Origin of the sequence: Kitasatospora sp. NPDC059973 (assembly GCF_042737525.1) — a bacterium.
In the GTDB taxonomy this organism is placed as follows: Bacteria; Actinomycetota; Actinomycetes; order Streptomycetales; family Streptomycetaceae; genus Kitasatospora.
Map to the genome: position 1 here is coordinate 1 of NZ_JBHWUI010000193.1, position 14,430 is coordinate 14,430.

13 protein-coding genes and 1 rRNA gene are annotated in these 14,430 nt (G+C 71.8%); 12 read left to right on the forward strand and 2 right to left on the reverse strand.

What is annotated here, in order from left to right:
- From rrf to ACFWA9_RS34000, 12 genes are all read left to right on the forward strand, one after another.
- A 5S ribosomal RNA gene (rrf, locus tag ACFWA9_RS33945) occupies positions 1 to 92 on the forward strand; the annotation flags it as partial.
- 98 nt (positions 93 to 190) lie between these two features.
- Entirely contained in the window at positions 191 to 811 is a 621-nt protein-coding gene (locus ACFWA9_RS33950) for a CDP-alcohol phosphatidyltransferase family protein (RefSeq protein WP_329490870.1), read from the forward strand.
- Between the two features lie 124 nt (positions 812 to 935).
- Positions 936 to 3,431, forward strand: coding sequence for a mannose-1-phosphate guanyltransferase (locus ACFWA9_RS33955; RefSeq protein WP_329490871.1), 2,496 nt, complete (start codon positions 936 to 938; stop codon positions 3,429 to 3,431).
- Between the two features lie 159 nt (positions 3,432 to 3,590).
- Positions 3,591 to 4,700: a DUF881 domain-containing protein gene (locus ACFWA9_RS33960; RefSeq protein WP_380392501.1), complete on the forward strand. Its 1,110-nt coding sequence runs from the start codon at positions 3,591 to 3,593 to the stop codon at positions 4,698 to 4,700.
- Positions 4,697 to 5,029 carry a small basic family protein gene (locus tag ACFWA9_RS33965; protein WP_030062488.1) on the forward strand — a complete coding sequence of 111 codons (333 nt, stop codon included), beginning with the start codon at positions 4,697 to 4,699 and terminating at the stop codon, positions 5,027 to 5,029. The genes ACFWA9_RS33960 and ACFWA9_RS33965 overlap by 4 nt, the downstream gene beginning before the upstream one ends.
- A 283-nt stretch (positions 5,030 to 5,312) precedes the next feature.
- A complete protein-coding gene (locus ACFWA9_RS33970; RefSeq protein WP_380392515.1) occupies positions 5,313 to 6,236 on the forward strand; it encodes a DUF881 domain-containing protein in 924 nt (307 codons plus the stop codon).
- A gap of 214 nt (positions 6,237 to 6,450) precedes the next feature.
- Positions 6,451 to 7,332, forward strand: coding sequence for an FHA domain-containing protein (locus ACFWA9_RS33975; protein WP_380392504.1), 882 nt, complete (start codon positions 6,451 to 6,453; stop codon positions 7,330 to 7,332).
- Between the two features lie 179 nt (positions 7,333 to 7,511).
- Complete coding sequence (locus ACFWA9_RS33980; RefSeq protein ID WP_329492361.1) at positions 7,512 to 8,207, forward strand: MerR family transcriptional regulator; 696 nt, start codon at positions 7,512 to 7,514, stop codon at positions 8,205 to 8,207.
- Between the two features lie 74 nt (positions 8,208 to 8,281).
- On the forward strand, positions 8,282 to 8,758 hold the full coding sequence (locus tag ACFWA9_RS33985; protein WP_329490873.1) for a bifunctional nuclease family protein: 477 nt from the start codon (positions 8,282 to 8,284) through the stop codon (positions 8,756 to 8,758).
- A gap of 265 nt (positions 8,759 to 9,023) precedes the next feature.
- Entirely contained in the window at positions 9,024 to 9,704 is a 681-nt protein-coding gene (locus tag ACFWA9_RS33990; RefSeq protein WP_329490874.1) for a MerR family transcriptional regulator, read from the forward strand.
- A gap of 125 nt (positions 9,705 to 9,829) precedes the next feature.
- On the forward strand, positions 9,830 to 10,558 hold the full coding sequence (locus tag ACFWA9_RS33995; RefSeq protein WP_380392507.1) for a vancomycin high temperature exclusion protein: 729 nt from the start codon (positions 9,830 to 9,832) through the stop codon (positions 10,556 to 10,558).
- A gap of 52 nt (positions 10,559 to 10,610) precedes the next feature.
- Positions 10,611 to 12,026: a DNA polymerase IV gene (locus tag ACFWA9_RS34000; RefSeq protein WP_352291816.1), complete on the forward strand. Its 1,416-nt coding sequence runs from the start codon at positions 10,611 to 10,613 to the stop codon at positions 12,024 to 12,026.
- Between the two features lie 153 nt (positions 12,027 to 12,179).
- Here the strand turns inward: ACFWA9_RS34000 and ACFWA9_RS34005 are convergent, their stop codons facing one another.
- Positions 12,180 to 13,670 (reverse strand): MFS transporter, encoded by a 1,491-nt coding sequence (locus ACFWA9_RS34005; RefSeq protein WP_380392510.1) that lies wholly within the window; start codon positions 13,668 to 13,670, stop codon positions 12,180 to 12,182.
- Between the two features lie 143 nt (positions 13,671 to 13,813).
- A partial coding sequence (locus tag ACFWA9_RS34010; protein ID WP_380392512.1) for a YsnF/AvaK domain-containing protein occupies positions 13,814 to 14,430 on the reverse strand: 617 nt, incomplete at its 5' end.

The following is a 14,430-nucleotide window of genomic DNA, read 5'->3' on the forward strand; positions in this document are numbered from 1 at the left end:
CGCCCGGTTACATTCCGAACCCGGAAGCTAAGCCTCACAGCGCCGATGGTACTGCAGGGGGGACCCTGTGGGAGAGTAGGACGCCGCCGAACAATTCTTCTAGAGAAGCCCCCGCCGGGGAACCGGACGGGGGCTTCTCTGTTGTAGGGTCAGCATGCAGAAGTCGTCACACGGTACAGGAGGCCCCCGGGTGGAGGTCCAGGAGACGCGGGTCCAGACCGATCGCGTCCTCACCATCCCCAACCTGCTGAGCATGGGCCGGCTGGTCGGTGTTCCGCTCTTCCTCTGGTTGATCCTCTGGCCGGTGTTCGACGGGCCGAACAACGACGGCTGGGCGCTGCTGATCCTGATGCTGAGCGGCATCAGTGACTACCTCGACGGAAAGCTCGCCCGCAGGTGGGGGCAGATCAGCCGGGTCGGCCAGCTGCTCGATCCGCTGGCGGACCGGCTCTACGTCCTCTCCACCCTGCTGGGTCTGACCTGGCGTGAGATCCTGCCGTGGTGGCTCACGGCGATCCTGATCGCGCGTGAGCTCTTTATCGCGAGTCTCCTTCCGATTCTGAACCGGCACGGCTACGGCCCGTTGCAGGTGAGTTTCCTGGGCAAGGCCGCGACATTCAATCTGATGTACGCGTTCCCGCTTCTGTTGCTCGGCACCGGCGACACCTGGATCGCGCGGCCGGCCGAGGCCGTCAGCTGGGCCTTCATCTGGTGGGGGACCACGCTGTACTGGTGGGCCGGCATTCTCTACGCCGTCCAGGCGCGACAGATCATCCGGGCGGGCTCCGCCTCCTCCGCGTCCGCAGTCTGAGACGTGATCTGAGAGAAGTCCCACGCCACCACGGTGCGTCGGACGAAATCTTCCGGGTAGACACCCTCTGGAACGGTTTGATGGACCTGCAGGGTCCACCACCGCGAAGGAGGACGCACCCGTAATGAAAGCCGTTGTAATGGCAGGGGGCGAAGGCACCCGACTCCGCCCGATGACCTCCAGCATGCCCAAGCCGCTGCTACCGGTCGCCAACAGGCCGATCATGGAGCACGTGCTTCGGCTGCTGAAGCGGCATGGCCTCTCCGACACCGTCGTGACCGTACAGTTCCTCGCCTCACTGGTGAAGAACTACTTCGGTGACGGCGAAGAGTTGGGTATGCATCTCACGTATGCGAACGAGGAGACGCCACTCGGCACTGCGGGGAGTGTCAAGAACGCCGAGGACGCCCTGAAGGACGATTCCTTTCTGGTGATCTCCGGTGACGCACTGACCGACTTCAATCTCACCGAATTGATCGAGTACCACCGGAGCAAGGACGCTCTGGTCACCGTCTGTCTCACCCGGGTACCGAACCCTCTGGAGTTCGGCATCACGATCACCGATGACGAGGGCCGGGTCGAGCGCTTCCTGGAGAAGCCGACCTGGGGGCAGGTCTTCTCGGACACGGTCAACACCGGTATCTACGTCATGGAGCCCGAGGTCTTCGACTACGTGGCGGCGGGTGAGTCCGTCGACTGGTCGAGCGATGTGTTCCCGCAGTTGCTGAAGGAGGGCAAGCGGGTCTACGGCTACGTGGCCGAGGGCTACTGGGAGGACGTCGGCACCCACGAGAGCTACGGCAAGGCCCAGGCGGACGTCCTGGAGGGCAAGGTCGACGTCGAGCTCGACGGGTTCGAGATCTCGCCGGGCGTCTGGGTGGCGGAAGGGGCCGAGGTCGACCCCGAGGCGGTGCTCCGCGGTCCGCTTTACATCGGGGACTACGCCAAGGTCGAGGCCGGCGTGGAGATCCGCGAGCACACCGTGCTCGGCAGCAACGTGGTCGTCAAGCGCGGCGCGTTCCTGCACAAGGCGGTGATCCACGACAACGTCTACGTCGGGCCGCAGAGCAACCTGCGGGGCTGCGTGGTCGGCAAGAACACCGATGTGATGCGGGCCGCGCGGATCGAGGACGGGGCGGTGATCGGCGACGAGTGCCTGGTCGGCGAGGAGTCGATCATCGGCGCCAACGTCCGGGTCTACCCGTTCAAGACCATCGAGGCCGGCGCCGTCGTCAACACCTCGGTGATCTGGGAGTCCCGCGGTCAGGAGCACCTCTTCGGGCTCCGCGGCGTGTCGGGCATCCTCAACGTCGAGATCACACCGGAGCTGGCCGTCCGGCTGGCCGGCGCCTACGCGACGACCCTGAAGAAGGGGGCGACCGTCACCATCGCGCGTGACCACTCGCGTGGTGCGCGTGCCCTCAAGCGGGCGATGATCTCGGGGCTGCAGACCAGCGCGATCGACGTCCGCGACCTGGAGAACGTGCCGATGCCGGTGGCCCGGCAGCACACGGCCCGCGGGAGTGCCGGCGGGATCTTCCTGCGGACCACGCCCGGGGTGCCGGACTCGCTGGACATCCTGTTCTTCGACGAGCGCGGAGCCGACCTCTCCCAGGCCGGGCAGCGCAAGCTCGACCGGGTCTACGCCCGCCAGGAGTACCGGCGCGCGTTCCCGGGCGAGATCGGCGACCTGACCTTCCCGTCCAGTGTCTTCGACTCCTACGCCGGCAATCTGCTGCGGGCGGTGGACACCACCGGCGTCCGCGAGGCGGGGCTGAAGGTGGTGGTGGACACGGCGCACGGCAGTGCCGGGCTCGTGCTGCCGAGCATCCTGGGCCGGCTCGGCGTGGAGGCGCTCACCGTCTCCAGCGGGCTGGACGAGGCACGGCCGACCGAGGACGCCGAGGAACGGCGGGCGGGGCTGGCCAGGCTCGGCGAGCTGGTGGCCTCCTCGCGGGCGGCGTTCGGCGTCCGGTTCGACCCGGTCGGCGAGCGGGTGGCCTTCGTGGACGAGCTGGGCCGGGTGATCGACGACGACCGGGCGCTCCTGGTGCTGCTCGACCTGGTCGCGGCCGAGCGCCGGAGCGGGCAGGTGGCGCTGCCCGTGACGACCACCAGGATCGCCGAGCAGGTCGCCGCCTACCACGGCACACAGGTCGTCTGGACCACGACCACGCCGGACGACCTGGCCAAGGCGGCCTCGGCCGAGGGCACGGTCTTCGGTGGCGACGGGCGCGGCGGTTTCGTCGTTCCCGAGTTCAGCGGTGTGCTGGACGGCGCGGCCGCGTTCGTCCGCCTGGTCGGGCTGGTGGCCCGTACCCAGCTCACGCTCAGCCAGATCGACGCGCGGATCCCGCAGGCGCACATCCGCCGACGGGACATCGCGACGCCGTGGGCGGCCAAGGGCATGGTCATGCGTTCGGTGGTGGAGGCGGCCGGCAACCGGCAGCTCGACACCACGGACGGTGTCCGGGTGGTCGAGGCGGACGGCCGCTGGACGCTCGTGCTGCCCGATCCCGCCGAGGCGGTCACCCACCTCTGGGCGGAGGGTCCGGACGACGAGGCGACCGAGGCGCTGCTGGACGAGTGGGCGACGGTGGTCGACGGCGCCGGGCGCTGACGACCGGGTCGCCATGACGCGGCCGGGCAGCGGGGGTGCGGCGAGTGCCGCGCCCCCGCTGCCCGGTTTGTCATGCTTGGTGACGATCCGTCGCTCTGGTGACTTCGCAGGTCAGGGGGTGTGCACGGACCCCTCCGCGGACATGGGACGATGGTCCGCATGCCAGCGACGCCGACGCCGAGTGCCAGTGACGGACGGTACAACCGTCCGGACGCCTCGATGTCCCTGCTGACCGGCGTGATGGACCACAGCCTGGACGAGGGTTACGCCGAGGCGGCCGCGGCGCGGGGCGGTGACCGCGACAGCCGGATACCCGGTACGGCCCGCGGCCTGCTCACCCTGGGTCTCGGGCTGGCCCTGGTCGGGGCGGTGGTGACGGTGGGCGCCGTGAACGCGCACAAGGCCGAGCCGACGCTCGCCAAGGAGCGCGATGCGCTGATCCACCGGATCAACGACAGCAACGGCTCGGCGGAGCGGCTCCAGCAGCAGGTCCAGGAGCTGCGGCGGAAGGTCGACACCACCCAGCAGCAGGCACTCTCGCCGGGCGACAGCGACCCGGCCGCGCTGGCCGGTGCGGTGGGTCTGGCCGAGGTGACCGGGCCGGGCGTCAAGCTGGTCCTGGAGGACGCCTCCGGCACCGGCGCCGGAGGGAACGTCGACCCGCGCGCGGGCCAGGGCTTCTCGAACAGCGGACGGCTGCGCGACCGCGATCTGCAACTGGTGGTGAACGGGCTCTGGGAGTCCGGCGCCGAGGCCGTGTCGATCAACGGGCAGCGACTCACCGCGCTCTCCGCGATCCGCGCCGCCGGTGAGGCCGTCCTGGTCGACAACCGGCCGCTGGTGCCGCCCTACAACGTCCAGGCGTTGGGGGACGGGTCGAAGCTGGTCGCCACCTTCGAGAGCAACATGGCGGGTCAGTACCTGCGGCTGCTGCAGGAGAAGTACGGCATCAAGTCGACGATCTCCGCCCAGAAGAAGCTCACGCTGCCCGCCGCCGTGGGCATCACGCTGCGGACCGCCCAGCCGGCCACGCCGGAGCCGTCGCCGTCGGCGAGCCCCTCCGCCCCCGTTGCGGCCTCCCCGAGCCCCACGGCCTCCGACACGGGGTCGCAGAGCCCGTCCGCGGGGCCCTCACGGACGGCCTCTCCGAGCAGCTCGCCCCCGGGGAAGCGCTCGCCGAGCGGCTCCGCCAAGACCACGACAGCCCACTCGCCCACCGCGCCCACGACCGGGGCGCCCCCCGCAGGGACAGGAGCAGCCAGACCGTGATTGCCGTACTGGGTCTTGTGATCGGGGTGGTCGTCGGGCTCTTCGTCCAACCCGAGGTGCCCGATGCCGTCGTGCCGTACCTGCCCATCGCGGTGGTGGCGGCACTGGACGCGGTGTTCGGCGGCGTCCGGGCGATGCTGGACGGCATCTTCAACGACAAGGTGTTCATCGTGTCGTTCCTGTCCAACGTGGTGGTGGCGGCCCTGATCGTCTTCCTCGGGGACCAGCTCGGTGTCGGCTCCCAGCTGTCCACCGGTGTGGTCGTCGTCCTCGGCATCCGCATCTTCTCCAACGCCGCTGCGATCAGGCGCCATGTCTTCCGCGCCTGAGCCCGGCCGGGAGCCGGCGGACGAGAAGACGACCGAGAAGATGACCGAGAAGACGACCGAGAAGGCTGTCGACAAGGTGGTCGAGAAGGCGGACGCGCGGGCGGGCGACGGCGCGCGCGAGGGCGGGGACGGGGAGCGGGGGGCGGCTCCGGCGGCTGAGAACGCGCCGCCCGAGCCCGCCGAACAGGTGAAGCCTGCGCCCGAGGTGGAGCCGGGGACCCCGGCCCAGGGCGGCGAGGACGCCGTCGAACCGGCGCCCCGGGCGGCGGATGCGCGGCGGCCGGTGGCAGCCGCGCCCGAAGCCGGCACGGAGGCGGACGCCGAGGCCGAAGAGCCGGCGCAGGCCCACGAGGCGGCGGCGCCTGAGCCCGTCAGCGCCCCGCTGCCCGAGCCGGAGCCGGTCCTGGAGCCCGAGCCCGCTCCCACGCCGGAGCCCGCTCCCGAGGCGGCGACCGAGCCCGGGAAGGCCCCCGACGAGCGCAACGCGGGCCGGCGGCGGATGAAGGCGGCGCTCTGGCCCCCGCGGCTCTCCCGCGGGCAGCTGGTGGTCGCGGTGCTGCTGTTCTCGCTCGGCCTCGCCCTGGCGATCCAGGTCCGCTCCACCAACGACCACCACAGCCAGCTGCGCGGTGCCCGCCAGGAGGACCTCGTCCGGATCCTCGACGAACTGGACGGCCGCCAGCAGCGTCTCCAGCAGGAGAAGGCGGAGTTGGAGCAGTCCCTGGCCACGTTGGAGAACAGCTCCAACCAGGCCAAGGAGGCCCAGGAGCAGACCAGGAAGAAGGTGACGGAGCTCGGCGTGCTCGCCGGGACCGTCAAAGCCACTGGTCCGGGCATCGTACTGACAGTCGATGATCCCCAAGGGCAGGTGAAGGCGGATATGCTGCTGGACACCCTGCAGGAACTCCGAGCGGCGGGGGCGGAGGCGATTCAGATCAACGATGTGCGCGTGGTGGTCAACACCTACTTCACGGACGTGTCCGGCGGCGGTGTGCAGATCGACGGGAAGAAGGTCTCGCAGCCCTACCGGTTCACCGTGGTGGGGAACCCGCAGGACCTCACACCCGCACTGAACATTCCGGGAGGTGTGGTCCGTACTCTTGAGAGTCATCAGGCCCGCGCGACCATCTCCCCGCAGCAGAAGGTGCTCGTCGACGCCCTCCTCGACCTGAAGACGCCGCAGTACGCCAAGCCGGCTCCGAAGTGACGAGGTACCTGCCGAACGGTCCGTCATCTGCCGGTACCCCCCGGTGCGGGGTACCGCCGTCAGGTGGGCGAGACTGGTCCGCACCAGCACAAGCCGGAACATCACACGTCGGAGTACCACTCCAGCAGGCCCGATCCGCGACCGGGCCCGCAGCCTGTCCGAGGTTCTCACCCTGCCCCGCGGGCGGGTCTGTCACACGCAAGGGGATTCGCCCGTGAGTTTCTTCTCGAAGTTGTTCGGTCGTAACAAGGGCCGTGACGCGGCTGCCGTGGAGGCACCCACCGCGCGTCACCGCCGGGCCGACGAAGAGCCCGCCGTGCCGGGCATGCGTCCCGCTCCCGAGGGCGGCCAGTACGCCGAGCGTCCGATGTTCCGGGACGGCGGCGACGCGCAGTACGCGGGCAATCAGGCGGGCTACGGCGCGTCGGTTGACCCCTCCGGCGCCCCGCGCATAGGTTTCCCGTCAGGACCCTCAACCTCTGGTGGAGGGTTTGCCCCGGACCCGTACGCCGGGCACAACCCGTCGGGTGTGCCGCGCCAGGAGGCTGTGAACATGGCTGGCCCCACTCCGTGCCCCAGGTGCGGCAACCAGAACCCGGCCGCGGCCCGCTTCTGTTCCAACTGCGGTACGGCGCTGCGCGGGGGCGCGCTGCCCGAGGGGCCGGCGGAGACCACGTCGACCATCTCGATCTCCGGCCTGGAGTCCTACGACCCCAACACCACCACCGGCACCGGTACGCCGGCCCTGTCGGCGGAGGTGCTGTCGGCGATCGACGCGCTGCCGCCGGGCTCGGCGCTGCTGATCGTCCAGCGCGGTCCGAACTCGGGCAGCCGGTTCCTGCTGGACTCGGACAAGACCACGGCCGGGCGTCACCCGCAGGGCGACATCTTCCTGGACGACGTGACCGTCTCGCGCAAGCACGTGGAGTTCCGCCGGACGCCGGGAGGCGGCTTCACCGTCGCCGACGTCGGCAGCCTGAACGGGACGTACGTCAACCGTGAGCGGATCGACGAGGTGCCGCTGAACAACGGCGACGAGGTGCAGATCGGGAAGTACCGGCTGGTGTTCTTCGCCAGTCACCACCGGGGGTACTGAAACCAACGTCGGCAGGAGCCCGAGTGAGCGCGAACCCTCCTTCATCTCTCGGGGCGGCCCACCCCGCGTCGTCCGGTCCGCTGCCGGACCAGGGCGCGCGGGGGGCGGTCGCGGCCCCCAGGCAGCCGGTCCGTCCGGACCGGCCCGCCGGGGGCGGCCGACGGCGCGGCGGCGACGAGCTGCTGAGCATCGGCGCGGTGCTGACCTTCCTGCGGGACGACTTCCCCGAGGTCACCATCTCGAAGATCAGGTTCCTGGAGGCCGAGGGCCTGGTCGAGCCCCAGCGCACGCCGTCGGGGTACCGCAAGTTCAGCCCGGCCGACGTCGAGCGGCTGGCCTACGTGCTGCGGATGCAGCGTGACCACTACCTGCCGCTGCGGGTGATCCGCGAACACCTGGACGCGATCGAGCGCGGCGAGGCCCCACCGGCGTTGCCCGCCGCGGAGGCCCGCCCCGGGCCGATGGAGGAGGCGGACCGCGAGCTGGTGGCGGCCGCCGAGGCCGCGGTCGGGGTCCGGCTGGGCCGGGCCGAGCTGCTGGCCGCCGCCGAGGCCGGTGAGGGCGAGCTGGTGGAGTGGGAGTCCTACGGGCTGGTCGCGGCCGGATCGGACGGCGGCTACGACGGCGAGGCGCTGCAGGTGGCGCGGCTGGTCGCGGAACTGGGCCGGTACGGGCTGGAGCCGCGCCACCTGCGGGCCATGAAGGCCGCCGCCGACCGCGAGATCGCCCTGGTGGAGCAGGTGGTGGCGCCCCTGCGCCGGCACCGCAACCCGCAGACCCGGGCGCACGCCGAGGCCACGGCGCGGGAGCTGGCGACCCTCTCCGTCCGGCTGCACGCCGCCATGGTGCAGGCCGGTCTGCGGGCCCGCTCGTGACGCGCCGACCCCGCTGACCAGCGCTGTCGGCTCTGCGCTTTCATATCCGGGGCGAGGGCCATAGGGTTGCGTGTGTGAATGAGCTCGACGTCGTGGGTGTCCGGGTGGAGATGCCTTCCAACCAGCCGATTGTGCTGCTTCGGGAGGTCGGGGGCGATCGGTACCTGCCGATCTGGATCGGTCCCGGCGAGGCGACCGCGATCGCCTTCGCCCAGCAGGGCATGACGCCGGTGCGTCCGCTGACGCACGACCTCTTCAAGGACGTCCTGGAGGCGCTCGGCCAGCAGCTCACCGAGGTGCGGATCACCGACCTGCGCGAGGGCGTGTTCTACGCCGAGCTGGTCTTCACGGGCGGGGTCGAGGTCAGTGCCCGGCCGTCCGACGCGATAGCCCTCGCCCTGCGGACCGGTACGCCGATCTACGGGAGCGAGGAGGTGCTCGCCGAGGCGGGCATCGCGATCCCGGACGAGCAGGAGGACGAGGTCGAGAAGTTCCGCGAGTTCCTCGACCAGGTCTCTCCGGAGGACTTCGGCGGCGGCACGCCGCAGTAGTCCGCCGTGGTACGGACCCGGCGCGGAGCGTCGGTGGGGCAGGCCGTGGCCGTCCTGCCGAATTCGTTCGTCCGTTTTGCCAAATAGCGTCCACCTACCCACACTAGGGGCACGAAAAACCACTCTCCTGAGTGACGCTGTTTGTCCTGTCCGGCGTGGCGATCGTTGACGGGTCATAGGGGACTGCCTACCGTCAGGAGTGGCTGCCCGGGTGCCTGTCGCCCGCAGTCTGGGTTGCCCGCAGGACGAGTGGACGGAGGTAGGCATGACCGGCACCGGCGATGAAGCGGCCGTGGGAGGCCTGTGCACCGTGCACATGCCGCGCGCCGCCCGCAGCGTGGCTGAACTGCCCCGGACGGACCTGCCCCGGGTGGGCCGGTTCCCGGCCGTCCAGCCGGGCCAGCCGGCCATCGAGCGGCTCGCGCCCGCCTCCGAGCGGCCGGCCCCCACCTCCGAGCTGATCGGCTACCGCGGCCCGACGGCCTGTGCGGCGGCCGGGATCACCTACCGCCAGCTGGACTACTGGGCCAGGACTGGGCTGCTGGAACCCAGCGTCCGCTCGGTCTACCCGGCGAGCAGCCAGCGGCTCTACAGCTTCCGCGACATCCTGCTGCTGAAGATCGTCAAGCGGCTGCTGGACGCGGGTGTGTCCCTGCAGAACATCCGGGTGGCGGTCGCCCATCTGCAGTCCGCCGAGGCCGGCGACCTGACCGGGCTGACACTGATGAGTGACGGCGCGACCGTGTACGAATGCACCACACCGCAGCAGGTGGTCGATCTGCTGAAGGGTGGTCAGGGGGTCTTCGGCATCGCCGTCGGCGCCGTCTGGCAGGAGCTGGAGCTGGCCCTCGGCCGCCTGCACGCGGAGCGGACCGACACCGGCGAGACCGTGGTCGGCCACGACCCGGGGGACGAGCTGGCGCAGCGGCGCAACCGGGCGGTCTGAGCCGCGGGAGCAGGGGGCCGCGTAGTCACGGCGCCGCAGAATCACGAGGCCGTGGGCCCGGACGGGGAACCGTCCGGGCCCACGGCCTCGTCGTGCCCGGTGGATCATCGACCCAGGGAGGGCACGTGCGGTTCGGCTCCGGCATACCCGGCCTGCTGCGGCGACGGGCGCGGCGGCTCGGCGTCCGGCTGCGGCAGCGGCGCACCCAGCGCAGGACCTTCCAACTCGTCGCCGTGCTCTGCTCGCTGGCCCTGGCACCGAGCGCCTGGTTGTGGGTCTCGGCGGGTGACCGGGTCGGCACCGTGCGGAGCGCGCCGAACGCGCCGGTGGCGGTGGTGTTCGGCGCCGGGCTCTTCGAGGGCAGGCCGTCGCCGTACCTGGCGCACCGGCTGGACGCGGCGGTCGACCTGTACCGGGAGCGGAAGGTCCAGGCGATCCTGGTCACCGGTGACAACGGGCGGGCCGGTTACGACGAGACGGACGCGATGCGGCAGTACCTGATCGAGCACGGGGTGCCGCAGGTGCGGGTGGTGGGCGACTACGCGGGCTTCGACACCTGGGACTCCTGCACCCGGGCGCACCGGGTGTTCGGGGTGGACCGGGCGGTCCTGGTCAGCCAGGACTTCCACGTCCGGCGGGCGCTGGCGCTCTGCGAGGCGGCGGGCATCGACGCGTACGCGGTCGGGGTACCGGAGCTGCACGACGCCACCTGGCTGTACGGCGGGCTGCGGGAGGTCCCGGGGGCCGGCAAGGCGCTGCTGAACGCCTGGCTGCGGCCGGACCCGTTCTTCCTCGGGCCCCGGGAGGAGGGCATCCCGAAGGCGCTGGCCGACGCGGGGACCGCGCGGGGCTGAGGCGGCGGCGGGGTTCGGCCGCGCTGTCGGACCCGTGCGGCATGATCGGCGGGTGCGGTCACTGCCGAGCATCATCCACCTCGACATGGACGCCTTCTTCGCGGCGGTGGAGCAGGCGGCCAAGCCGAGCCTGCGCGGGAAGCCGGTGATCGTCGGCGGCCTGGGCGGCCGGGGGGTCGTCTCCACGGCCTCGTACGAGGCGCGGAAGTTCGGGGTGCACTCGGCGATGCCGATGGCGCAGGCGCGCCGGCTCTGCCCGAACGCGGCCTTCCTGTCCGGGCGGTTCGAGGCCTACCGGGCGGTGAGCGAGCTGGTCATGGGTCTGCTGCGGGAGCTGTCGCCCCTGGTGCAGCCGCTCAGCCTGGACGAGGCCTTCGTCGACCTGGAGGCGGGCCCGTACGGCCCGGCGCTGCTGGCGGCGGACCACGGGACGGGGGAGCACCTGGTGACGGCCCTCGCGGAGGACCTCCGGGCGGACATCCACCGGCGCACCGGGCTGACCGCCTCGGTCGGGGCGGCCGGGTCCAAGCTGATGGCCAAGATCGCTTCGGAGCAGGCCAAGCCGGACGGCCTGGTGCTGGTCGAGCCGGGCCAGGAGCGGGTGGTGCTGGGCCCGATGCCGGTGCGGGCGCTGCCGGGCGTCGGCCCGGCCACCGAGCAGGTCCTGCGCCGGGCGGGGCTGAACACGGTGGCCGATCTCGCCGAGGCGGGGGAGTCCGAGCTGGTGCAGCTGCTGGGCCGGGCGCACGGCGCCGGTGTCCACCAGATGTCGCTGGGGCTGGACGACCGGCCGGTGGTGGCCGACCAGGACGCCAAGTCGGTGTCGGTGGAGGACACCTTCGAGGTGGACCTCGCCGACCGGGACCGGGTGCTGCGCGAGGTCGACGTCCTGGCCGCGCGGTGCGTGCGGCGGCTGCGCGCCGCCGGACGGTCGGGGCGCACGGTGGTGCTGAAGGTGCGGCGGTTCGACTTCTCCACATTGACCCGCTCGGAGACCCTGCGCGGTCCGACGGACGACGAGACGGTGATCGTCGAGACGGCCCGCCGGCTGGCCTCCCAGGTGGACATCACCGGCGGCGTCCGGCTGCTCGGGGTCGGGGTCTCGCAGCTGGCGGACTACACCCAGGAGGACCTCTTCGCGCAGGCCGTCCGGGAGGAGGCGGGGGAGCCGGGGGCGGTCGAGGCCGACGCCCAGGAGGACGAGGCCCCGGAGCCCGCGGTGGTCGTGGCGCGGCACTGGATGCCGGGCCAGGACGTGCGGCACGCCGAACTCGGCCCGGGGTGGGTGCAGGGCAGCGGGGTCGGCCGGGTGACGGTGCGGTTCGAGACGCCGTGGAGCGGACCGGGCCGGGTGCGGACCTTCGCGGTGGAGGACCCGGCGTTGGAGCCGGCCCGGCCGCTGCCGCTGCGGGGCGACGAGGACGGGCCGTCGGCCGGGGCGGGCGGCGGTGAACCGGCGGTGGGCTGACCACCCTGGAACGCACGGAGCGGCTCCACCCGGCAGGGGGGCCGGGTGGAGCCGCGTGCACGGCCGGCCCTCGGGCGGTCGCGATGCCCTCGTCGACCGTTCGGGGACCGGTCCCCCGCGCCCTGTCCCTGGGCGCGGGGGGTGGACGCCTCGTCAGGCGTCGGTCTTGGCCAGCTCGGGGCTGGGGCTGAGGTCCGCCGCACCCTTGCCACCGGCGACGGTGACGGAGGGCTTGACGCTGCGGATCAGGAAGGGGACGGCGCCGGCGATCGCGCAGACCGCGGCGGCGACCCAGAACGCGTGCTTGTAGGCGTCCAGGGTGGGCAGCGAGACCGGGATCGGCAGCTTCATGGTGTCGCCGGTGAGGATCGCGGCCATCACGGCGGTGCCGATCGCGCCACCGACGGTGCGCAGCACGGCGTTCATGCCGTTGGCGATGCCGCTCTGCTCGACCGGGACGGCGCCGTTGATGTAGGCCGGCATCGCCGAGAAGGCGAGGCCGATGCCGAGACCGAAGATCGCCGAGGCGGTGTAGATGTCGGCCTCGTGGCTGTGGCGGACGGCCAGGTAGGCCATCGCGACGGCGCCGAGGACGCCACCGAGGACCAGCGGCAGGCGCGGGCCGCGACGGGCGATCAGCAGGGCGCCGACCGGGGCGGCGACCATCGAGCCGAGCGCGGACGGCAGCAGCATGACACCGGCGTGCAGCACGGTCGCGGTGAACCCGTAGTGGGTGAGCTTCTCCGGGGTCTGGGCGAAGTTGCTGATCACCATGAACGAGCCGTACATGCCGAAGCCGATCAGCAGGCCGGCCAGGTTGGTGAAGGCGACGGCCGGGCGGGACATCATCTTCATGTCGACCAGCGGGTGCTTGACCTTGACCTCGATGACGCCCCAGATCAGGGCGATCACGGCGGCGACGGCGAACAGGCCGAGCGTCTTGGTGGAGGTCCAGCCCCAGGTGTTGCCCTGGCTGACCGCGACCAGCAGGGCGGAGAGCCAGCCGGCCAGGGTGATCGCGCCGAGCGGGTCGGCGCCGCCCTCCTTGTCGGTCACCGGGTCGCTGGGCACCCGGAAGGCGACCAGGGCGACCGCGAGCAGGCCGAAGAACAGGCCCATCCAGAAGATCGACTTGTAGCTCCAGTGCTCCAGCAACAGGCCGGTGGCGACCAGGCCGAGGCCGCTGCCGACGCCCATCGAGGCGCTGATGGCGGCGACGCCACCGGTGACCTTCTGCTTCGGCAGCTCGTCGCGGACGATGCTGATGGCCAGCGGCAGCACGCCACCGCCGGCGCCCTGGAGGACGCGGGCGACGACCAGCCAGGTGAAGGAGTGGGTGCTGACGGCGAGTGCCGAGCCCGCGACGAGACCGGCCAGCGAGATCAGCAGCATCGGCTTGCGACCGCGCAGGTCGCCGAAGCGGCCCAGTAGGGGGGTCAGCACGGCGGCCGAGAGCAGGTTGGCCGTCATCAGCCAGGTGATGCTGGAGCCCGAGACGTCGAGCTCCTTGGCCAGCGAGGGCAGGATCGGAACGACCGCGGTCTGCACCACGCTGAACGACAGCATCGCCAGGATGAGGGCCGGCAGGACCCGGGCGCTGCTCTGCTTCTCGGCCGCGGTGGTGGGCTGTGGTGCCTCACTCACGGTTGCTTCCTCCCGTACATAGTGAATGAACTGAAGCAACCATGCCGGGAGATACTTCAGTGTGTCAAATATCGATCGGTGAAGCTTTGGCAAAGTCGAAGGACCCCGGACCGTGGAGGTCCGGGGTCCCTGGGGTCGGACCGTCAGGCGAGCGGCCTCAGCGGGGCCGGCCGGGACGGCTCGCCGGCGCCCAAGTGTCCGTCGGCGCCCGCGTGTTCGCCGCCGCCCGGGCGCCCGGCGGCGCCGTCGGGAGTGGCGGACGGGGCGTGGTTGGACGAGGGGCCCGGGGTCGGGGCGGCCGCGGTGTTGTCGTGGACCTCGACGTGCTCGCGGCGCAGCTCGTCCCGGATCACCTCCTCGTCGGTGTAGCGCTCGACGACCAGGCGGACCCGCTCGATCGGCGCCAGGTACTTGCGGACCACCGGCCGCTCCTCGCGCAGCGTGACCTCCTCCACCGCCTCGGCGATGTCCTTGTCGCTCAACGAGGCCCGCTCCGCCTCGCCGACCGGCGTCCGCTCCACCCGGACCCGCTCGCGGACCACCGGCACCCGGCGCTCCACCGCCTCGCTGGTCACGTACTTGCGCAGCTTCGCGGTGCCCACGACATGCCACTCGGTGGTGATGTCCAGCCGTTCCTCACGGCAGGTGATCTCCACCGGAGCGTTCGGCGCCGATGAGGCCGCGCCCGCGCGGTCGGGCGCCGGGGTGCCGGAGGTGGCGGCCCGGGGGGCCGCCCCCACGGCGGCGGCGGGGGCCCCCC

Coding starts and splice junctions, on each gene's coding strand:
- ACFWA9_RS33955 (WP_329490871.1), top strand. CDS start 936: ATGAAAGCCGTTGTAATGGCAGGGGGCGAAGGCACCCGACTCCGCCCG.
- ACFWA9_RS33960 (WP_380392501.1), top strand. CDS start 3,591: ATGCCAGCGACGCCGACGCCGAGTGCCAGTGACGGACGGTACAACCGT.
- ACFWA9_RS33990 (WP_329490874.1), top strand. CDS start 9,024: ATGACCGGCACCGGCGATGAAGCGGCCGTGGGAGGCCTGTGCACCGTG.